The organism is Photobacterium ganghwense, from assembly GCF_017329545.1.
In the GTDB taxonomy this organism is placed as follows: Bacteria; Pseudomonadota; Gammaproteobacteria; order Enterobacterales; family Vibrionaceae; genus Photobacterium; species Photobacterium ganghwense.
Genome location: NZ_CP071325.1, coordinates 2,477,281 through 2,498,624 on the forward strand (window position 1 = coordinate 2,477,281; position 21,344 = coordinate 2,498,624).

Genomic DNA, 21,344 nt, shown 5'->3' on the forward strand with positions numbered 1-21,344 from the left:
ACGACGAGGAATACTTCCCCGTGAGTAAACCTGACTTACAGGTATTCTTCGATCAGCTTTTCTGCAATCTGGACACTGTTCGTCGCCGCGCCTTTTCGCACGTTATCGGCAACAACCCACATGTTCAGGCCGCAAGGATGGCTGATATCTTCACGGACACGGGCCACCATGACGTGATCTTTGCCAGTCGCATCGCTAACCTGCGTCGGGTAGTCATTGCCGTGGAACAGTTCGATACCTTCAGCGTTTTCCAGCAGGTGAAGCGCTTCTTCCACATTGACCGGCTGACGGGTTTCCACGTGCACGGCCTCAGCATGGCCGTAAAACACCGGCACTCGAACACAGGTCGGGTTAACACGGATGGTTTCATCACCCAGGATTTTCTGGGTTTCCCACACCATTTTCATTTCTTCTTTGGTGTAGCCGTTATCCATAAACTGGTCGATATGCGGCAGGCAGTTAAACGCGATCTGCTTGTCGTATACTTTGTTTTCCGCCGGCAGACCGTTTAGCAGGCGTGCCGTCTGGCCAGCCAGCTCATCGACGCCTTTCTTACCCGTGCCGGAAACGGACTGGTAAGTCGCAACGTTAATGCGCTCAATACCGTACGCATCATGGATAGGCTTTAGCGCCACCAGCATCTGGATCGTCGAGCAGTTCGGGTTGGCGATAATATTGCGGTTACGGTAATCCGCCAGGGCGTGCGGGTTGACTTCCGGCACCACCAGTGGAATATCGTAGTCATAACGGAAGCGGGAGGTATTGTCGATTACAACCACACCTTGGTCAGCCGCAATCGGTGCCCAATAGTCTGACGCTTCCGCACCGGCAGAGAAAATAGCAAGTTGCACCTGTCCCCAGTCAAAGTCTTCAACATTGGTCACACGTACATTTTTGCCTTTGAAGCGCACGGTTTTACCCGCGCTGCGCTCAGAGGCAAGCAAATAGAGATTGCGAACAGGGAATTTGCGTTCCTCAAGAACTTCAACAATGGTTTCACCGACAGCACCGGTCGCACCCAATACCGCGATATCAAATTCCTGGCTCATGGCCTTTCCTCTACTGTAAAACCTAAATCAGCCAGCGACTCTAACCCAAAATGGGGCTCGCCCGCTACTGTAATCGCACTGTATTCCCGTCGATCCCAGTAATTTTTACGCATTCTGTCAAAAGCGGATGCCATTTCAGGACTTCCGGCTTGCGTGGCGCACATTTCACGACGGAAAAGGCCATCATCACGACGCACATCATAGACAAGCTGAGTCAGGCTGAATAACGTTGGCTCATCCCATTTGCCGCTCAGGGTCACATACGGAACCGGAGCGGTCGGCAACAGGCTCGCCGCTTCCACTTGCTTGTCGACACCCAGAAACTCGCAAAAGCTGTTGTACACCATGGTTGTGCCACGCGCTTTTCCTTCCAGGCCATACCCGGCGACATGCGGGGTAGCAAATGCCAGCAGCGGCAGCAAGTCCAGATCGACCTGCGGTTCGTGCTCAAACACATCCAATACTGCTGTGAGATGCTTGCCTTCACCGATCTGGCTGGCTTGCAGCGCGCGTTTTAGGGCCTGATTATCAACTACAGGTCCGCGGGCAGCATTAATCAGAATCGCTCCCGGCTTCAGCGCAGCAAGAAATGCCTCATCCACCAGATGATGAGTCGGGTAACGGCCTTCCCGGGTAATGGGGGTGTGCGTCGTGATGACATCACACTGCGCCTGCAGCTCTTCGATACTATGAAACGATCGGGGATCACCCTGCTCCGCTTTCAGCGGGTCATTAAGCAGATAGCGAACTCCCAGTGCATCCAGGCACTTGGCCAGATAACTACCGACATTACCGGCGCCGATAATTCCGACGGTTTTGTCGAACAGAGAGAAGCCTTGTTGCTGCCCCAGCACCATCAGGCTGCTCAGCACATATTCAGCCACACCCACTTTGTTACAGCCCGGTGCCGCCGTGAAGAAAATCCCCCGGTCTGCCAGCAGCGCATCATTAACATGATCCTGACCCGCAGTGGCTGTACCGACAAATTTCAGTTTATTGGCCTTTGCCAGCAACGCTTCATTCACTTTGGTGACAGAGCGGATCATCAGGGCATCTACATCCACCAGATCCTCCGCGGTCATGGTGCGTCCCGGCTTGCTGATCACCTCACCCAATTCGCTGAAAAGCGCTTCGGCGTAAGGCATGTTCTCGTCTATGAGGATTTTCATGAATCGATCCTAGTGTTATTCGGTGTGTCGAGTGTCGAGTGTCGAGTGTCGAGTGTCGAGTGTCGAGTGTCGAGTGTCGAGATAATTCAAAAACGTGGCAGGCGTGTCAAGCGGTAGTACCCGGAAAACGATGAACAGAGAGAAGAAGAACGGGTTACGATCGGTAACAGTGATACAAACAAAAAAGCCCGACAATAGCCTGTCGGGCAAATATCTAGGTTTAAAACACCAGAATAGATCATAGACAGCCCCCGCAAAAGAACATACCATGCCTTGTTCTGATGTCGCGTCTGTTTCAGGCACTGGCAAGCATTCGCTTTACATGATTCAGTCTCCGCAAAAGCCTGTCAGTTAAGCCGCTCGCCAGTGCCGTCTCCTGGAAAAATCCTTTTATTGCACTGATTCATTTTCGAAAAGGCACATGACATCATGCGCCTCCCCGATATTTCTCAGGCTACTCAGCCTTCGTATTTTTTGATCACCAGTGTCGCGTTCGTACCGCCAAAGCCAAAGCTGTTAGACATAACGGTCTTCAGTTCCTGCTCGCGGGTTTCCGTCACGATATCCAGGCCTTCTGCAGCCGGATCCAGGTTATCAATGTTGATGCTTGGTGCGATAAAGCCGTGATTCAACATCAGCGTCGAGTAGATCGCCTCATGCACACCAGCCGCACCCAGGGCGTGACCCGTCATGGCTTTAGTCGCAGAAATCGCCGGGCTGTTTGAACCAAACAGTTCCTGAATCGCACCCAGTTCTTTCACGTCGCCTACTGGGGTAGAAGTACCGTGAGTGTTGATGTAGTCAACCGGGGCATCCAGATCCGCCATGGCCATCTTCATACAACGCACCGCACCTTCGCCAGATGGCGCAACCATATCGTAGCCATCGGAGGTCGCGCCGTAACCGACGATTTCGCCGTAAATTTTGGCACCACGCGCCAGAGCATGCTCCAGCTCTTCAACCACCAGCATGCCGCCGCCACCAGAGATAACAAAACCGTCACGGTCTGCATCGTAAGTACGGGATGCTTTGCTTGGGTCGTCGTTGTATTTAGTCGACAGGGCACCCATGGCGTCAAACATCATGGTCAGGGTCCAGTCCAGCTCTTCACCGCCACCGGCAAAAACGATGTCTTGTTTACCCAGTTGGATCAGCTCCAGGGCGTGACCGATACAGTGTGCCGATGTTGCACACGCTGAACTCATGGTGTAGTTCACACCACGGATCTTGAATGGCGTCGCCAGACAAGCCGAAACTGTGGAAGACATGGTACGTGGCACCATGTAAGGGCCAACACGCTTCACGCCTTTTTCGCGCAGAATGTCCACCGCAGCAACCTGATTTTGAGACGAAGCGCCACCAGAACCTGCAACCAAACCGGTACGGTCATTCGATACCTGGTCTTCTGTCAGGCCAGCATCTTCAATCGCTTGCTCCATAGACAGATACGCAAAGGCTGCGGCATCGCCCATGAAACGCATTTTTTTACGGTCGATATGCTCTGACGGGTTCATTTTCAAGTCGCCCCAAACATTGCTGCGCAGTTTCATCTCTGCGAACTGTTCGGAGAAATTAATACCGGATTTACCCGTTTTCAAAGACTCCAGCACTTCCTTAACGTTGTTACCAATGCTGGATACAATACCCATGCCTGTAATTACGGCTCGTTTCATGATGAATTCCTACTGTCATTTAACGCTGACGATAATAGCGGGTTTAATTGCCAAAAGTGGTCAGCTTTCCTCTTGATCGGGTACAATCACCGACAATTTGACCCGATTCACCCAAAAGGTGCTGATTCGCCAGCTCAATTTACCATCAGGCGCGTTATCACCTGTTTGACCAACCATGAGGTTTCTCCCTTGTCTGACACAGCAAAAACATCAGTCTCATCCGTGCCACGCATCGAAAATGCGGTACTGGACTGGAACGACGCCGGTACCCCGGTCTCTAACGACTTTGATGATGTCTATTTTTCCAATGCAAATGGCCTGGAAGAAACCCGTTACGTCTTTCTCCGACAAAACGGCCTGCCTGAGCGCTGGACGGAATTCGACCGTCGCCGCTTTGTAATCGCTGAAACCGGCTTCGGCACCGGGCTGAACTTTCTGGCCGCCTGGCAGTGGTTCAAGGCTTTTCGACAAGCGAACCCTAATGCCACTCTCAAAGAGATGCATTTCATCAGCTTTGAGAAGTTCCCGGTCACCCGCGACGACCTAATAAAAGCGCACCAGTCCTGGCCCGAGCTGGCTGACTTGGCTAAGCAGCTTCACGTCCACTATCCACCAGCTGTTGCCGACTGCCACCGAATCGTTCTGGAAGACGGCATGATCACGCTGGATCTGTGGTTCGGCGATATCAAAGACTGTATGCCTCAAGTATGGACGAATGATGAAGGTATCGTCGATGCCTGGTTCCTTGATGGCTTTGCGCCAAGCAAAAACCCGGAGATGTGGAACCAGAATCTGTTTGACGGCATGGCCAAACTGGCTCGGGTTGGCTGTACTACGGCGACGTTTACCGCTGCCAGTTTTGTTCGCCGCGGCCTGATCGACGCCGGTTTTGACATGCAAAAAGTCAAAGGCTTTGGCACCAAACGTGACATGCTGGCCGGTAAGGTTTCTGAACGTAAATACCGCGGTAATACCAAACCGTGGTTTGCCCGTCGCGCGGCATCCGCTAATCGGGATTCAGGCAGTCTGGATATTGCCATTATCGGCGGTGGAATCGGCTCCGCCACCACGGCGATTGCGCTTGCCCGTCGCGGTATTCACACCACACTGTACTGCGCCGAAGCACTTCCTGCGGAAGGCGCATCTGGCAACCGTCAGGGGGCGGTTTATCCGTTGCTCAATGGTTCGAACGACGACCTGTCGCGCTTCTTTGCACCGGCTTTCCTGTATGCCCGCCAGTTTGTCGAACAGGCGGCCACGGAAATGGCCTTTCCCCACAGCTGGTGTGGCGTCACTCAGCTGGCATGGAATGACAATGCCACCGACAAACTCGATAAGATGATCAGTGGCGGCTTCCCAACCGAGCTGATTCGTGCACTGGACGAAGAGGAAACGGCGCGGGTTACCGGCGTACCAAGCGGTCATCGCAGTGTTCATTATCCGTTAGGAGGCTGGCTGTGCCCGCAGGCTTTGACCCGCGCCCTGTTGAATCAAGCAGAAGCCTCCGGATTGTTAACCTTGAAACCGGAAACGGACATTCAGGATCTGACATTCGACGCTGACAATGAGCGCTGGACATTGACCGACCAGCACAACCACCGCTATGAGCATCAGTGTGTCATCGTCGCAAACGGTCATCGATTTGCTGAGTTTGCCCAGACCCAGGCCATTCCAGCCTATTCAGTGCGGGGACAAGTCAGTCATGTACCGACAAATCCGTCACTGGGTAAGCTGAAAACGGTGCTGTGCTATGACGGCTATCTGACCCCGGCTCACGATGATAACCACTGCATCGGCGCCAGTTACCGCCGTGGCAGCACGGATCTGACATTCTCTGCCGAAGAACATGCCGACAACAAACAGCGACTGGTTGACTGCCTACCGGAAGCTGACTGGCCAACTGCGATTGATATGTCAGACGATAACGCCCGGGTTGGCGTACGTTGCGCCAGCCGTGACCATTTGCCCTTCGTGGGCGATGTCTGTCGCTATGACGATGTGCTCAGCCAATACGCCGACCTGAGAGAGAAACAGGATTGCGCGGAAGCCGTCCCGGTCTACCCGAACCTGTATGCCATGGTAGGTCTGGGATCGCGCGGGTTAAGTTCTTCACCGCTACTGGGCGAAGTGCTGGCATCACAAATTTGTGGCGACCCATTACCGCTGCCTAACAGCGTGCTGGAAGCCCTGCACCCGGGACGGATGTGGGTCAGAAAGCTGGTCAAAGGCAAGAAAGTGGACTGAGTTAGGTTGATTGAACTAAGCCTACTGAGCCGTTATCACAGCTGACTGTCGCCCAAACCAAAAAAGCGAGAAGCATTGCCTCTCGCTTTTTTTACCGGTTTATACCTGATTTTCAACCAATCGGCCCAGCACTGGGAATGCGTCAGGTTACTCCGCCTGCACCGTTACCGGTGGAGCCGGATCATCACCGCCTCCACTGTCAGACAAGGCGACCCCGATGACTACCGCCGCAGCACCAACCGCCAGTACCGTCGCGGTAATGCCCCCCGCCGAAGCGGCCAGTGCCGTATCAATGCCAGCGGCCTTACCACTGGAACTCGCCGCTGATTGACTCGTCGTCACAGATTGGCTTGAGGTGGCAGAACTCGACGTCGTTGAAGCTGACGTAGGCGCAGGCGGTGCTGTTCTCGGCGGCGTGGCACTGGCGGATCCATACGTAGAGGTTCCCGGCGAAACATCCGCCGCAAGAGCTGACAGACTCAGTATGCCTGATGCGATCATCGCAATAATTGAGCATTTCATAGACATCCCCAAACAACACTTATTGCTTTATTGATATGACAGTAAGTATAGATGGGATAACAGGTTCAGCCGCTCAAATCCCTTGTCCTGACGCACTTTCACGGCTCAATAATGAGAAATCCCCGTCAAACTCAAGCGGGATTTCTTTGCACGCCAAGAAAACAAAAGACTTTTAAAATCACAAAAAAATAACCCGTGTTTATCTTTCCGTCAGAAGAAAAGAAACACGGGTTGCTCAGGGTATCGATTGAGCCGTGCTTATTCAGACCCAGAGCAGAGTCTCAAGGCTCAACGACTCACCGCTCATAGATTCAGTCAGAACCAAATAAATCCCGGGTGTAGACCTTATCCGCCACATCCTCCAGCTCTTCCGCCATGCGGTTAGACACAATCACATCAGCACGTTGCTTGAACTCGGCCAGATCGGTGATCACTTCCGAGTTAAAGAATTCGCCTTCTTTCAAGACCGGTTCATACACGACCACCGGAATCCCTTTCGCTTTGATCCGCTTCATGATGCCCTGAATAGACGAAGCGCGGAAATTATCCGATCCGGCCTTCATGATGAGGCGGTAGACCCCAACCACTTTTGGTCGCTTGGCGAGAATGGAATCGGCGATGAAATCTTTACGGGTACGATTAGCTTCCACAATGGCACCGATAATGTTGTTTGGCACCTTGGAATAGTTCGCCAGCAGCTGCTTGGTATCTTTTGGCAAGCAGTAACCACCATAACCAAACGACGGGTTGTTGTAGTGGTTGCCAATACGTGGATCGAGCCCGACCCCTTCAATAATCTGACGGCTGTCTAGCCCATGCGCTTCGGCGTAAGAATCCAACTCATTGAAATAAGCAACGCGCATTGCCAGATAGGTATTGGAGAACAGTTTTACCGCTTCCGCTTCAGTAGAATCGGTAAACAATACCGGGATATCCGTTTTAATGGCACCCTGTACCAGTAAACCCGCAAATGTTTCAGCACGCTCAGAACGTTCACCGACAATGATTCGGGAAGGATAAAGATTGTCGTACAGCGCACGCCCTTCTCGTAAAAACTCAGGCGAAAAGATGACGTTTTCTGCCCCAAGCTCCGTTTTCACCCGCTGAGTATAACCAACCGGCACCGTCGATTTGATGACCATCACCGCATCCGGATTGATCGCCATTACATCACGGATGACAGCTTCAACCGATGAGGTATTAAAGTAGTTAGTGACCGGATCGTAATCCGTCGGGGTCGCAATGATGACAAAATCCGCCCCTTGGTACGCAAGTTGTTTATCTGTCGTCGCTGTCAACTTCAGTGGTTTCGTCGACAGATACTCTGAAATTTCCTTGTCTTCAATTGGCGACACCGAACGGTTAATCAGATCGACTTTTTCCTGCACGATATCCAGTGCCGTCACGTCGTTATGCTGTGCCAGCAGCACAGCATTGGAAAGGCCTACATACCCTGTACCCGCAACAGTAATTTTCATTGTACTCATCCAAACTCACAAAGATGACAGCCAAGAAAGCTGAAAAATCAATAATTCACAAATCATTATAGGAAACTTTATTCTATAGCTCGACAAAGTATGTCAATAACCGCATAGAAATAACAACGCTTATTGCCGCAGCACAATCAAAAGTAGCGAAATATATGATTTAAACACGGAAATACCGATGGCTTTGTATGTTTCAAGGCCTTAAGAAAGCAACAAAATCCGGCGACACCCAATTCCACCTTCATTTGATACCTGGTGTCAAAAAATCAAGTCAAAAACCAATACTAAAACAGACCGGCACCTCCAGCATATCATCAAGAGATGACAGCGGTATGGCTTGCTTTTTCCGTCGTATCAGCGGTAATGATGATGTCACAGCCAGGTAACAATGGCCTGAGTTCATCAGCCAGAGCGTGCTGAGCATCCGCATCACCATGCACCAGTCTGATGACGGAGGGCGGCGTCTCCATGGCTGTCACAAACGCCAGTAAATCTTTCTGATCAGCATGGGCTGAATACCCTGATAACTCATGAACAGATGCATTAACGGGCACCTGCTGTTTGTTGATCTCGACTGATTCGACGCCGGACAACAATGTTTTACCCAGCGTACCTTTGGCCTGGTAACCGACGAGTACGACATCAGTCCGGGAATCCGGCAGCAGCGCTTCAAGATAGTTAACGACTCTGCCGCCAGTGCACATCCCACTGGCCGCAATCACTATCGCAGGCTCACCGCTTTGTTTCAGCCGGTTTACCAAGGCTTCATGCTCGTCATGAGAATCGATGGTGACAAACTGACGGAACGACATGGGATGTCGCCCCAGCATCACCTTCTCTTTGGCTTCTTTTGCCCATAAGCGCTGAAACAGCGTGTATTGTTCCGTCACTTTATCTGCCAGTGGTGAATCAAGAATGACAGGCAGACGCGACCAGTCTACAGGCGGAAGCCCATTGGCTTTCTGATGTTGAGTCAGCTCACTCAATATCGCTTCAATATCAAACAACAACTCTTGCGTGCGGCCGACACTGAAAGCAGGAATAATAATCGCCCCACCATCTTTTAATGACCGTTCAATGACCGCCGCCAAACGGTGTGACCTGTCCTGAATACGATCATGCCGGCGGTTCCCATAGGTTGTTTCAAGCACAAGGGTATCGGCACGATTAGGCGGACATGGGTCAACAAGCAAAGGCGTATTAGAGGGACCTAAATCTCCTGAAAACACCACCACATGTCCATCAGTAAGGGTCATTTCAATGTAAGCAGAACCCAGGATATGCCCAGCCTGACGGAATACAGCAGTGAGTTTTTCACCGTCAGGAAATGTTATTGATGCTCGGCAATCAAACGGGACTGGTCTCAGCAATGAAGATACCAGATTAATAAACTGGGCCCGTTGTTCCTGGTTCAGATTCAGCTGAATTTTTAAGCTGTCATCCAACATCAACGGTAGCAACGCAGCTGTGGCTTCTGTGGCATAAATATGACCGCGAAATCCGGCAGCAAGCAACCAGGGAATGCGCCCGATATGGTCAATGTGGCAATGCGTCAGCAACAGCGCACGGATATGACTGATAGGGAAATCAATATCCAGAGAACGAGTCGCCTCCTCGCCCTGAAAAATTCCGCAATCCACCAGTAAGCCGTAGTTCCCTACCCTCAATTCATGGCAGGAACCGGTTACCCCAGAATAAGCACCATGATGAATGATTTGCACGGTTCAACCCTCTTATAAATATGAGGAAATAATGACAAACGCACACCAAAACAACATACGGAAGAAAAGGTTACACGATGCACTTCACGAAATAAGTATCGTTAAAAATCAGAATATTACTTCTTCGCACATTTTAAATATTTGCAGGCATAAAAATGAAAGCCAAAATGTCAAAACTTTGGCTATAGTGACAATAATAACAAAATTAACAATAAAAATTCTATTGAGCAGTTGAATGACACTAAGAGCATATGTGTCAGGCAACGCCATAGTTCACCTGTAGGTCGTTATGGACGTTTTGCCCTTTTTTATTTTTGCCATCGCACTGTGCAACTTGCTGATTTTTAGAAAAATTGCGCTAAGACTCCAATGGGTTGATATTCCATCAGCAAGAAAACTGCATTCCGGCACTCCACCTCTTTGTGGTGGGGCTTCAATTTTTCTCACTCTACTTATTGCACTGTTGATACACCCCATTTCTATTCCTGAACTGCATACGGTACTGGCATGCGCCTGTATTCTTTTTGTTACAGGATTAGCTGACGATAAGTACAACGTTGAGGTAAAACTGCGATTATTGATTCAATGTGGTGTGGCATATGTGATGGTAAATTATGGTGATTGCCGCATTACAGAGCTCGGTTCCCTGACAGGATCTGAAAAAGTAGTTCTGTCTCACTCTCAAAGCACTATCATCAGTTTGCTGGCTATCGTTGGCGGGATCAATGCGTTCAATATGATTGATGGTGTCGACGGGCTGCTAGGGGGGATGACTATTGTCTGTTTTACCGCACTAGGTTATCTGTTTTATATCCATGACGTAAGTGAAATGGTTTTCCTCTGCTCAATTATCGTCGTTGCGACTGTGCCCTTTCTTCTGCTCAACACGGGCATATTTTGTCGCCCTAAACACAAAGTGTTTATGGGAGATGCCGGTAGCACTTTGCTGGGCTTTATCCTGGTATGGCTCCTTATCCTCAGCAGTCAGCCGCTGGATTACTCAGCTTCCGTTTACTTTAACACTATCTCGGCTAACACTATCTCGGCTGACACTATCTCGACTGAAATTGATGCCATTCTGAAACCCGTCACCGCACTTTGGATTATTGCTATACCCTTGATGGATATGGTTGCCGTTATGGTTCAACGCACACGTCGAGGATCTTCGCCTTTTCTGCCTGACCGAACCCATCTCCATCATACTCTGCTTCGGCTAGGGCTAAATGCACAGCTCACTTCGCTACTTATTTGTAGTATCGGAGCAATACTAGCCATTTTGGGTATTTACTTTGAAGTAAATGGTATTTCAGAAGAAATACAATTGGTCATATTTATGGTTGTGTTCCTATTCTACTTTCTAATTACTCAGTATATTTTCCAGATTAAATACAACCTGCGAAAAGCATATCGACTCATTTACAAACTATAGCCAAGCAACATGTAAAGCATTACATAGTTCTCATTATTTGCACCTTTGCCAATGACCTATTTTCATGAATTGACCCCGTTTTATCACATAAATGACATATGACTATGCATTTATTCACACAGTGCCAACTTTCTGACTATACTGAAATTATGGTTTTACCCTCTTTATAATTCAAAGCTTTAGGAGGTTCACATGCAAAACCATTTTCTTACACCCTCTCAAAAACATCATGGCAGTTTTATTACCACGAAGGTATTTAATAGCACATTGTATTTTCTGATTACTATTTCAAATTTTTTAGATGAACTTGAAAAATATGATCAGATGGCTAAAGAAATGCGAAGACAGGATCGTACAAACAGTATATGAACACTTCAACTCATGAGTACGTTTTATAGGTAAGCGGTTCTTAAATAAATCGCCGCTTACCTATTGAACCACATTGAACTACAGCTTCTTTACCCACGCTTTCGCTGCATCATCTATTAACTGATATGCAAAATCAAAAGCTTCTCGGCTTTGCCGATAAGGATCAGGAATATCTTTTTGGCCAATCCACTGCCCAAACAACATTGTTTTGCCTCGGGCCTCCGGTGCAATCTTGGTCACAGCTTCGATATGCCCCTTTTCCATAACCAGAATAAGATCATAATCGCGGCATAAATCACTGGTCAGTTGTTGAGCCTCATGGCCCTCCAGGCTGATACCGTGCTCCAATGCAACCTCTGCTGCCATTTTATCAGCAGGCTTTCCGACTAACGCACCTACACCCGCTGATGAAATCTGCTTTTCCGGAAGTAAGTGCTTTAACAAGTATTCACCTGAAGGTGAACGACAGATGTTTCCAACACAAACGACCAATATTTTATTAAACATTGCGTATATCCTGTTTACGTAATGACATACTATTTTAAGAGAACAGATATTAAATCAGCTCCGTCTGTTTTATTCAAAATAATATGCCTTATTTCTCATTCCATTTTAGGATGAAAAGAAACAAAAAAGCGGAATCCCCTTACGAAGATTCCGCTTTTCTTTAGTACTGTTCTTTATGCTGCTTTCACAGCGTCAGCAATGTGGTTTGCCCATTGCTCTGCCAGTTCAACACAATTTGCTTCTGCCATGACGCGAATCAGCGGTTCTGTACCTGACTTACGCAACAGAATACGACCTACCGGGTTGTCAGTGCCCACTTTCAACGCCGCTTCAGCATCTTTCACAGCATCCATCACAGCCTGACTTTCAAGCGGAGCAGATTCACTGTTGAAACGCACATTCACCAACGTCTGAGGCATCATCGGCATTTCCGATACCAGCTCGTCAATGGTTTTACCAGTTTCAGATACCACACTCAGTACTTGAAGCGCAGCAACAATTGCATCACCCGTTGTCACAAGGTTACGACAGATTACATGGCCTGAATTCTCACCGCCCAGCCACCAATCTTTCTCCAGCAATTGCTCCATTACATAACGGTCGCCGACTTTGGCACGTACAAACGGGATACCCAGTTTACCCAGAGCGACTTCAAGGCCCATGTTAGACATCAGGGTACCTACCACGCCGCCTTTCAGGTTGCCGTTAATGAGCGCCTGTTTAGCCAGAATAAATAAAATCTGATCGCCATCAATCACGTTGCCTTTGCTGTCAACCATCATGATGCGATCACTGTCGCCATCGAGCGCAATCCCCATATCGGCCTGGCATTCAACCACTGTTTTTTGCAGTAAGGCCATTGAGGTTGCACCACAATTTTCATTGATGTTCACGCCGTTTGGCTGATTACCAATGACAGTAACGTCAGCACCCAGCTCACTGAGTACGTTTGGCGCAATGTGGTAAGCCGCGCCATTCGCACAGTCAACTACCAACTTCAAACCAGCCAGTGAATATTGAGACGGGAAGGTGCCTTTGCAGAACTCAATATAACGTCCTGCCGCATCTTCCATGCGCTTTGCTTTACCCAGCAGGTGAGAATCTACACACTCAATGTCTTTATCAAGCTCAGCTTCTATCGCTAACTCAACATCATCAGGTAACTTTTCACCAGCTGCGGAGAAGAACTTAATGCCGTTGTCATAAAACGGGTTGTGTGACGCACTGATCACAATACCGGCTTCTGCACGGAATGTTTTGGTCAGGTACGCTACCGCAGGTGTGGGTAGTGGTCCGGTCAGAATCGCATTAATCCCTGCCGCTGACAGGCCAGCTTCCAGCGCAGACTCGAGCATGTAGCCTGAGATACGAGTGTCTTTGCCGATAATTACTTTTTTCGTGCCAAGACGTGATAATACACGCCCTGCCGCCCATCCCAGTTTCAGGGCAAAATCAGGAGTGATCGGGTATTCTCCGACTTTGCCGCGAACGCCGTCGGTACCAAAATATTTTCTTGTCATCGTTATGTAGTTCTGAATGAATGGAATGTTGGAAAGATTTTATCTGAGGGGAATGCAAAGCGCCACTCTACACGAAGTGAAGTTAACGTATCAATAGACGATTCTACTTCTTACAACTAGGGTAGTTCAGAAGACTACCAATCAAAGGCTATAAGGGAATGCTACAACAAACAATAAAACGACATAGGTTGTTATAATTATATTTCGTTTTATGAGGTGTTGATTGAGGGGCTGACCTAGAATCTCCATTAGAATCGCTGAGATTACATGCCACTTACTATGACGGTAAATCATTATGGATCTTTAAAATTGAATAACAAGAGAAGTGACCGCCACAATATTAACTACAATGACTTGCAAATACCCCATAACATGAGAATGTGCTGCACCTGTAAAACTTTGGTACAGCACATTCGAAACAAGCTACCGCGCTAATCTCTGCCTCATCACTTTTCTAAATTTGACTGACCCATTTCAAGGTTTAGCTCGGCAGATTTGGTACTACCGACTAGCTTATGAATAAACGTAGTAATACGCCAAATGTAGCTGATTGCCAGGAAGTAACCGACAAAAACGGCAAGGAAACTAAAGAACATCACCGACTCACTGACTTTATTGACATCCGACCAAATGCCAATGCCTGCCAACACTGAAGCCAACGTACAGATAACCACCAACGACATCCCAGAAGACAAACCAATACGCTGACAGATGTGATGGAGATGCTCACGGTCCGGCTTAAACGGAGACTGTCCTTTACGGATACGACGAATCATAATCGTGGCCATATCCATAAGAGGAACCGCAATAACCCAAAGCGCTGTAACAGGACGAATGTGAGTAGTCTTCACACCCTGGGTGGCTTCAATCAGCAGCCAGATCACAGTAAAACCAATAAAGATACTGCCAGCGTCACCCATGAAGACCTTAAATCGGCGACCTAATGGAAAGCCCAGGTTCAACATGATATACGGCACCATAGCAGTAACAATCAAACCGCAAACCGCAGCTAATGCTTCATTGCCATCAATGAAGAACATATAACCCAATGCAGCAAAGGTGACAGAGGCCAAGCCGCCAAGCAGACCATCTATGCCATCAACCATGTTGAACGCATTAATCGCACCGATAACGCCAAAAATGGTAATCAGATAGCTCATGGCTAGCGGCAATTCAATCGCTTCACTGCCCATCAAGTAGCCCAGATTATGAAGGCTTTTACCAGCAATCTGGATCATCGCCAAAGAAACAGCAGCCTGAATAACAAGTCTGACCTTAAAGCTAATATCATACCTATCATCAATTACACCGGTAATCACCAAAATCGCTGCACTAATTAAGAACAAAACCGTGTCGCTATCGACAGGAGTAAATAGAAGAAAGGCGATAACAAGAGTGCTAAATATAGACACTCCTCCCACTAGAGGAATTACCCCCTGATGTAGTTTACGGGCATTAGGCTTATCCACTAAGCCGATTCTTTTTGCCACTTTACGAAAAACAAATAGGCTGCAAAAAGACATCACAAAGACAAAAATAAATGCGGTAGCTGTCATAATAAACTCTTACTTGAGCAATAAATTAAAAGGGGTTGGTCAGTTCAACAATTAACAGCTCACTCGTTAACCGACTAATTTTAGCGGAGTACCAGCCCCCATCAAGGATTTTAAATACTGTGTAAAATCATCACCCAGTGCTTCATGGCGAAGGCCATACTCAACAAACGCTTTTAAATAACCAAGCTTGTCGCCACAGTCATGAGATTTGCCGGACATATGGAAAGCTTCAACTCTTTCGTCCTCCATCATCATCGCAATGGCATCAGTCAGCTGAATTTCATCACCCGCCCCCGGAGGGGTAATAGCCAACTTGTCCCAAATGGTGGAAGACAAAATATAACGTCCTACAACTGCGAGGTTTGAAGGTGCTTCTTCGACTGCTGGCTTTTCAACCATAGCTTTCAGCGCTTGTGATTCACCCGGACCGAAAGTTACTCCATCACAATCAACCACACCGTACTTTGATACATCTTGCATTGGAACAGGCTCAACCATAATCTGGCTTGCCTGCGTCGTTTCAAAGCGTTTCAGCATGGCGGCCATGTTTTCAGTAGACTGATCTGCTGTGTACTCATCAAGAATAACATCCGGCAGCACAACCGCAAAAGGCGCGTCCCCAACCAAAGGTTTAGCACACAAAACGGCATGCCCCAACCCTTTGGCTTGGCCCTGACGAACATGCATAATAGTCACGCCCGGCGGACAGATAGACTGTACTTCATCTAACAACTGACGTTTAACGCGCTTCTCTAGCGTCGCTTCGAGTTCAAAGGAGGTATCAAAGTGGTTTTCAATTGCATTTTTTGAGGAATGCGTCACCAGCACAATCTCTTTAATACCAGCCTGAACACACTCATTAACGATATATTGAATAAGTGGTTTATCAACTAATGGCAGCATCTCCTTTGGAATCGCCTTAGTCGCAGGAAGCATTCGTGTTCCTAGCCCCGCCACTGGAATGACGGCTTTTGTTATTTTTTTCATAATTACCCTTAATCATTAAGCAAAACAGCCGCCATATACAATATGGCGGCAATGCTAAAGTTTAATGATGCCATAGCGGGCAGCATCATTTAACAATAAAAAAAATGAACGAATATCGCTTTTTAAATTCGCTGAATTAATCACTGCCGAATAGGTCACGGGTGTACACTTTCGATTCAACATCGAGCAACTCTTCTGCCATCCGGTTTGAAACGATAACGTCTGACACGGATTTGAATTCTTCTAGATCAGAAATAACCGCAGAGTGAAAGAACTCTTTCTCTTCCAGTACCGGCTCATAAATCACGACATCAATACCTTTGGCTTTGATGCGCTTCATAATGCCCTGAATGCTGGATGCTCGGAAGTTATCAGAGCCAGATTTCATGATCAGACGATAGATGCCTACAGTCTTAGGCTTGCGACTAATGATAGAGTCAGCAATAAAGTCTTTACGCGTAGTGTTAGCATCAACAATCGCGCCAATTAGGCAGTTCGGCACATCCTGATAGTTGGCACGAAGTTGCTTGGTGTCTTTTGGCAGGCAGTAACCACCGTAACCAAATGATGGGTTGTTGTAGTGGCTACCGATACGAGGATCTAAGCCAACACCTTCGATGATTTGTCGAGCATCAAGTCCGTGAGACTCAGCATAAGAATCCAGCTCGTTGAAATAAGCAACACGCATAGCAAGGTAAGTGTTAGAGAACAACTTAACGGCTTCTGCTTCCGTAGAATCAGTAAATAGCACTTCGATATTTTCTTTGATAGCACCTTCAACCAGCAAGTTAGCAAAAGTCTGTGCACGTGCACTTTGTTCACCAACAATAATTCGGGATGGGTGAAGGTTATCGTAAAGCGCTCGTCCTTCACGCAAAAACTCAGGGGAGAAAATGATATTCTCGCAGCCGAATTGCTCTTTGATTTGTTTAGTGTAACCAACAGGAATGGTCGACTTAATCACCATTACTGCATTTGGGTTAATCTCCATCACATCTTTAATAACCGCCTCAACAGATGAAGTGTTGAAGTAGTGATTAACAACGTCATAATCGGTTGGTGTTGCAATGATGACAAACTCTGCATCTTTGTATGCTAGTTGTTTATCAAGCGTTGCTTTGAGGTTCAGGTCTTTATTTGCTAGGAAATCTTCAATTTCTGCATCAGCAATTGGTGAAACACGATCATTAATCATGTTCACTTTTTCTTCGACGATATCAACGGCGACAACTTCATGGTGCTGCGCCAAAAGAACAGCATTAGACAGGCCAACATATCCTGTACCAGCGACAGAAATTTTCATAACTAATACCTTTATTTTCTAAAAACAGCACGAAGTGCATAATAAACAAAATTATGAAATGAGTTTATATAATCTAACCCTTCAACTTCCCGATATATTTGCCATTGGCGTTTGGCTTTTTTGAGTTTATTTCTAGATATTGAACCGGCAGTTATTCTATAACTAGTTAACACTTCGTTTAGACAGTAAGCCTTGTTTCCTTGTCTTAATAACATCAGCCAACATGCATAGTCTTGCCCTGTGCGCAAATTAGGCATTTGTAGATTAGAAAAACGTTCTAAATCTAGCATGACTGTGGAACAACCTAATGTTGCCTCTTTTTTAAGCATATCTTTGTAACCCACAAAAGATACATTATCTTTATCCACAACCTTACCTAGGAATGTATCGTTTTCAGATATAATTTGATATGGGGTGAATGAAAAAACAACCTCATCAGACATAAAATCAATTTGCAGCTCAAGCTTTTTGGGATGCCAAACATCATCACTATCAATAAATGCGAGATAACGACCTTTAGCAGAAGAGATTGATTTATTTCTACTTACAGCTGCTCCAGAATTTACCTCATTTTTAAATACTTTTATTCGACAGTCCTTTTCTGCTAATAACAACAGTTTTTCATAAGTTCCATCAAAAGAACAGTCATCTGTTATTAGCCATTCCCAGTTTGTATACGATTGATCAAGAATACTTTGGTAAGTTCTATCAATGAAATCAATAGAATTATAAGTTGCTGTTATAATTGATATTAACATTAAAAAACCTTACTTAAAACATAACGTTTGAAATAATTCAGGTGTAGTACTCTATTACCGCTTTTGACTAAATTATAAAAAAGACTAAGACCTGTAGTTGGGTTAATTTTAATGATCTCATAAATCAGCGGCAATGGTGAAATACAATATTGACTTTCACCCATAGAAGACAAACTTGCATTATATTTTAGTAGTACATGAACTCTTGACAGCAGCTTATCGATAGATTTTGATGTTGTTAATGAGCCTTCACCCTCTGTAACAACATAAATTTGATTAGCTTTACAATCAATCGAATTTGCAGCACTTCCGACCTGTAATGAAAAGGAGACATCATTGGAAGCTATTACCTCATCAAAAAGTATTCCATTATCCTTAACAAGTTTAGTTGATATCAACTTTGACCATGGAACATGAAATCTATATCGAATTGAAGCATCATTATTTTCAATAAAGTTATGAACAAGTTTTACATACCTTAAGTGCCTGGTGGGTTTTCTACCAGATAATGAAATACATGCTGGAGAAAAATAAATTACATCATAGCTGTTATTAATTAAATGTTCAGATATAATACTGAACCAATCATCGGCTAAAAAATCATCTGCATCAGCAAATAACAAATAATCTCCAGTTACATGTTTGAGGCCAATATTTCTAGCTGCACCAGCACCTCTAACACCACTATTATTAGATAAAAAAACCACAGATGGATAATTATCCTTCCAACTCTTAAAAGTATTTTCATCAAGAGAATTGTCATCAACAACAATTATCTCAATCATTTCCAATTGATGCTCAGATAATGAACATAGTATTGAATCTAATAATTTGGCAAGACCGACTTCACAATTAAAATGAGGAATTATAATTGACAGCAATTTATTCACGCTAATGGTTCCTGGTTTCTGGTAGCGTAATAAGCTACAAGCAAATAAACAAATGGGGCTGGTTCCCAAGGGCTGGCTAATGATAACCCCATAAACAAGAATGGAACAAAAAACAAAATTACCAATTTAAAAGAGTAACAATAGCAAAGGTAGATTATCAACATTAGATATAATGTCGTTCCCAGTAAACCAACTTGTCCCAGAGTAAGAGCAAACAAAATATGTGCATAATAATTCTCTCCAGGACTATAAACGTAATTTCCATGGTCAATTCCGAAGCCAAATATTAATTCTTTTAAGTTGACGAAACCAACTTTCGATAAACTTGCTAAAATATCAAACTTTGTAGTTAAACTACCATCGTTAAAAGACGTTATTGAAATAATCATCAAATAAAAAGCAACTAAAGACAATGAAGAAAACACTAATAACAATGAAATCTTTAAACTTGCTTTTAAACTGGAGTTAAAAAACAACAAATATATGAAAAATGTAAGAAAGGCTCCTAAATAAGCAGAACGGCTTAATGTTAAAAATATCAAGACACAGGAAAATATTGACAATATTCTAAACTTTAAAACTAAAGTTAAAGCAAGTAAAGAAACAAGAATTATTGCCAACCCATTGGAGTCAGTAAACATAAAACTTGCATATTTAAAGGAATAGAAGTTACTAGTAGATAACCCCATACTTATTCCACTTTCAACTCTGTCTATGTCATAACCGCCTTTCAAAACCAATATTTTAGATGATTCAAAAAAACGAAAATAAGTTTCAATTCCTGCCAATATCAAGCTTGTTAACAAAGACCCAAAAGCAACTTTTTTAAAATCACTAATTCCAATATTAAAATCTGACTTATTAAAGCTATATGCGATATAAAACGGGGAGATAAAGAATAAAAAATGCAAGAAATACCTAATAACATCCAATATTCCGCCATCCAAATAATCTACCCAAACAACTGACATTATAACAGAATAAGACATTGCTAATAACAGCATAATTAATGCTTTTCTAGGCACACCTTTTAAAAAAAGTTGGTAGAGTACAACAATGAATAATGTAATTAAGTATATCCTAAATATAATTGTTCTATTTGCTCCAAAGATAGCTTCAAAACGCAAAAAAACAGCTGTAATCAACAAGTATAAAAGAAATAGCTTTGAATTTAAAAAACTTATGGTTTTAACCAACACAAACCCACCACGTTAATATGCCAGACACAAAAACCATTACTTTAACTTATTAATAACACTTGAAAAGAAATTCTTATAATAGGTTATAAGCACTAAGTTATCTATATACATGTTATAGGTACCAACTTCTCCCTTTATGAACTTTAGTAAATTAGAAAAGTTTTTAGACAATATTGAATACGTTGACTTCAAAACAATCTTAAACAGCATGAAATAACTAGCATCTATATCTTTATTATTAACTCTTTCGTTACCTTGGATAGTAGCTCTTTCTATGAAGTATTCTATACATTGCTTACTCTTGGGAACAAAATGAAAAATAAGAATATCCGGAACGAAATATACCTTAAAACCTAAATCTTTAGCTTTAGTTTGGAAGTAAGTTTCTTCACCGTAAGAGCGATTATAACCATTCATTCCCTTATCAATGTCAAAGGACAGCTTCTCTAGTACATTACGGTTAATAATCATATTCCCACCGCTTACGGATTTATCAAGTAGTCTAGTTGTTTTATTAAAGGGCAACCACATTCTATTTGAGCCATATATATCCTTATACCAAGACTCTTTACCATCTTTATACCAAGGGTCATATGGACCACCAAATATATCAAAGTTATTGTTTTCAATAACATTAAGAATATTATTAACCCAATCACTTGATGCATATGCATCATCATCTAAAAAAGCAAGCCATTCTCCATGATATTCTTTTTTAGCACGGTTTCTAGCATGACTAAGCCCTTGGTTTTTTTCTAAAAAACACCTAATATTTTTGTTATCTAGAGCTAAGTTTTGACAGTATGATTCAGTCTCATCAGTAGAGTTATTATTGATAATAATAAGCTCCACTTCCTCTAAGCCATTAATTTGCTTCAAGACCGAATCAACACAAGTATTTAGAAATTCAAGCCGGTTATATGTACAAATACAGATTGATAATTTTAGACGTGTCATTTTG

The 21,344-nt window shown here is 45.0% G+C and carries 18 protein-coding genes; 3 read left to right on the forward strand and 15 right to left on the reverse strand.

The features are described from left to right. Positions 1-35: 35 nt before the first annotated feature. From FH974_RS11240 to fabB, 3 genes are all read right to left on the reverse strand, one after another. Positions 36-1,049 (reverse strand): aspartate-semialdehyde dehydrogenase, encoded by a 1,014-nt coding sequence (locus FH974_RS11240; protein ID WP_047887542.1) that lies wholly within the window; start codon positions 1,047-1,049, stop codon positions 36-38. Further along, positions 1,046-2,218: a 4-phosphoerythronate dehydrogenase gene (locus FH974_RS11245; RefSeq protein WP_207103282.1), complete on the reverse strand. Its 1,173-nt coding sequence runs from the start codon at positions 2,216-2,218 to the stop codon at positions 1,046-1,048. The genes FH974_RS11240 and FH974_RS11245 overlap by 4 nt, the downstream gene beginning before the upstream one ends. Positions 2,219-2,676: 458 nt before the next feature. Then, entirely contained in the window at positions 2,677-3,891 is a 1,215-nt protein-coding gene (fabB, locus tag FH974_RS11250; RefSeq protein WP_047883770.1) for a beta-ketoacyl-ACP synthase I, read from the reverse strand. 222 nt (positions 3,892-4,113) lie between these two features. On the opposite strand from fabB, the gene mnmC reads away from it, so the two are divergent. Further along, positions 4,114-6,135, forward strand: a complete 2,022-nt coding sequence (mnmC, locus tag FH974_RS11255; RefSeq protein ID WP_207103715.1) for a bifunctional tRNA (5-methylaminomethyl-2-thiouridine)(34)-methyltransferase MnmC2/FAD-dependent 5-carboxymethylaminomethyl-2-thiouridine(34) oxidoreductase MnmC1 — start codon at positions 4,114-4,116, stop codon at positions 6,133-6,135. A 147-nt stretch (positions 6,136-6,282) separates the two neighbouring features. On the opposite strand, the gene FH974_RS11260 is transcribed toward mnmC, so the two are convergent. The 3 genes from FH974_RS11260 to FH974_RS11270 all read right to left on the reverse strand — a co-directional run bounded on the left by FH974_RS11260 (position 6,283) and on the right by FH974_RS11270 (position 9,865). Then, positions 6,283-6,657, reverse strand: coding sequence for a hypothetical protein (locus tag FH974_RS11260; RefSeq protein WP_047883772.1), 375 nt, complete (start codon positions 6,655-6,657; stop codon positions 6,283-6,285). A gap of 311 nt (positions 6,658-6,968) precedes the next feature. Then, positions 6,969-8,135: a nucleotide sugar dehydrogenase gene (locus FH974_RS11265; protein ID WP_047883773.1), complete on the reverse strand. Its 1,167-nt coding sequence runs from the start codon at positions 8,133-8,135 to the stop codon at positions 6,969-6,971. Positions 8,136-8,458: 323 nt separating this feature from the next. Continuing rightward, entirely contained in the window at positions 8,459-9,865 is a 1,407-nt protein-coding gene (locus tag FH974_RS11270; RefSeq protein WP_047883774.1) for an MBL fold metallo-hydrolase, read from the reverse strand. A 289-nt stretch (positions 9,866-10,154) separates the two neighbouring features. Between FH974_RS11270 and wecA (FH974_RS11275) the strand changes: the two genes are divergently transcribed. Further along, positions 10,155-11,294, forward strand: a complete 1,140-nt coding sequence (wecA, locus tag FH974_RS11275) for a UDP-N-acetylglucosamine--undecaprenyl-phosphate N-acetylglucosaminephosphotransferase (protein ID WP_047883776.1) — start codon at positions 10,155-10,157, stop codon at positions 11,292-11,294. Between the two features lie 192 nt (positions 11,295-11,486). Next, positions 11,487-11,663 (forward strand): hypothetical protein, encoded by a 177-nt coding sequence (locus tag FH974_RS11280; protein WP_157038303.1) that lies wholly within the window; start codon positions 11,487-11,489, stop codon positions 11,661-11,663. Between the two features lie 78 nt (positions 11,664-11,741). Here the strand turns inward: FH974_RS11280 and FH974_RS11285 are convergent, their stop codons facing one another. The 9 genes from FH974_RS11285 to FH974_RS11325 all read right to left on the reverse strand — a co-directional run bounded on the left by FH974_RS11285 (position 11,742) and on the right by FH974_RS11325 (position 21,340). Further along, complete coding sequence (locus FH974_RS11285; protein ID WP_047883777.1) at positions 11,742-12,170, reverse strand: arsenate reductase/protein-tyrosine-phosphatase family protein; 429 nt, start codon at positions 12,168-12,170, stop codon at positions 11,742-11,744. Between the two features lie 173 nt (positions 12,171-12,343). After that, the gene (gene glmM / locus FH974_RS11290) at positions 12,344-13,696 is read right to left on the reverse strand and encodes a phosphoglucosamine mutase (RefSeq protein ID WP_107193806.1); all 1,353 of its coding nucleotides are present in this window, start codon (positions 13,694-13,696) and stop codon (positions 12,344-12,346) included. 440 nt (positions 13,697-14,136) lie between these two features. Continuing rightward, entirely contained in the window at positions 14,137-15,246 is a 1,110-nt protein-coding gene (gene wecA, locus FH974_RS11295; RefSeq protein ID WP_047883779.1) for a UDP-N-acetylglucosamine--undecaprenyl-phosphate N-acetylglucosaminephosphotransferase, read from the reverse strand. A gap of 66 nt (positions 15,247-15,312) precedes the next feature. Then, entirely contained in the window at positions 15,313-16,233 is a 921-nt protein-coding gene (gene galU / locus FH974_RS11300) for a UTP--glucose-1-phosphate uridylyltransferase GalU (RefSeq protein WP_047883780.1), read from the reverse strand. A gap of 136 nt (positions 16,234-16,369) precedes the next feature. Continuing rightward, the gene (locus FH974_RS11305; protein WP_047883781.1) at positions 16,370-17,536 is read right to left on the reverse strand and encodes a nucleotide sugar dehydrogenase; all 1,167 of its coding nucleotides are present in this window, start codon (positions 17,534-17,536) and stop codon (positions 16,370-16,372) included. An 11-nt stretch (positions 17,537-17,547) separates the two neighbouring features. Then, positions 17,548-18,294, reverse strand: coding sequence for a glycosyltransferase family 2 protein (locus FH974_RS11310; protein WP_047883782.1), 747 nt, complete (start codon positions 18,292-18,294; stop codon positions 17,548-17,550). Further along, positions 18,294-19,184 (reverse strand): glycosyltransferase family 2 protein, encoded by an 891-nt coding sequence (locus tag FH974_RS11315; RefSeq protein WP_047883783.1) that lies wholly within the window; start codon positions 19,182-19,184, stop codon positions 18,294-18,296. Before FH974_RS11315 ends, FH974_RS11310 begins: the two co-directional genes overlap by 1 nt. Then, a complete protein-coding gene (locus tag FH974_RS11320; protein WP_047883784.1) occupies positions 19,181-20,383 on the reverse strand; it encodes a hypothetical protein in 1,203 nt (400 codons plus the stop codon). Before FH974_RS11320 ends, FH974_RS11315 begins: the two co-directional genes overlap by 4 nt. 36 nt (positions 20,384-20,419) lie before the next feature. Continuing rightward, on the reverse strand, positions 20,420-21,340 hold the full coding sequence (locus FH974_RS11325; protein WP_053061720.1) for a glycosyltransferase family 2 protein: 921 nt from the start codon (positions 21,338-21,340) through the stop codon (positions 20,420-20,422). Between the last annotated feature and the right edge of the window lie 4 nt (positions 21,341-21,344).

Excerpts from the sequence above, each read along its gene's own strand:
- FH974_RS11325 (WP_053061720.1), bottom strand. The coding sequence starts at position 21,340 with ATGACACGTCTAAAATTATCAATCTGTATTTGTACATATAACCGGCTT.
- wecA (WP_047883779.1), bottom strand. The coding sequence starts at position 15,246 with ATGACAGCTACCGCATTTATTTTTGTCTTTGTGATGTCTTTTTGCAGC.
- FH974_RS11260 (WP_047883772.1), bottom strand. The coding sequence starts at position 6,657 with ATGAAATGCTCAATTATTGCGATGATCGCATCAGGCATACTGAGTCTG.
- FH974_RS11240 (WP_047887542.1), bottom strand. The coding sequence starts at position 1,049 with ATGAGCCAGGAATTTGATATCGCGGTATTGGGTGCGACCGGTGCTGTC.
- FH974_RS11285 (WP_047883777.1), bottom strand. The coding sequence starts at position 12,170 with ATGTTTAATAAAATATTGGTCGTTTGTGTTGGAAACATCTGTCGTTCA.
- FH974_RS11265 (WP_047883773.1), bottom strand. The coding sequence starts at position 8,135 with ATGAAAATTACTGTTGCGGGTACAGGGTATGTAGGCCTTTCCAATGCT.
- wecA (WP_047883776.1), top strand. The coding sequence starts at position 10,155 with ATGGACGTTTTGCCCTTTTTTATTTTTGCCATCGCACTGTGCAACTTG.
- FH974_RS11305 (WP_047883781.1), bottom strand. The coding sequence starts at position 17,536 with ATGAAAATTTCTGTCGCTGGTACAGGATATGTTGGCCTGTCTAATGCT.
- galU (WP_047883780.1), bottom strand. The coding sequence starts at position 16,233 with ATGAAAAAAATAACAAAAGCCGTCATTCCAGTGGCGGGGCTAGGAACA.
- FH974_RS11245 (WP_207103282.1), bottom strand. The coding sequence starts at position 2,218 with ATGAAAATCCTCATAGACGAGAACATGCCTTACGCCGAAGCGCTTTTC.
- fabB (WP_047883770.1), bottom strand. The coding sequence starts at position 3,891 with ATGAAACGAGCCGTAATTACAGGCATGGGTATTGTATCCAGCATTGGT.
- FH974_RS11310 (WP_047883782.1), bottom strand. The coding sequence starts at position 18,294 with ATGTTAATATCAATTATAACAGCAACTTATAATTCTATTGATTTCATT.
- FH974_RS11280 (WP_157038303.1), top strand. The coding sequence starts at position 11,487 with ATGCAAAACCATTTTCTTACACCCTCTCAAAAACATCATGGCAGTTTT.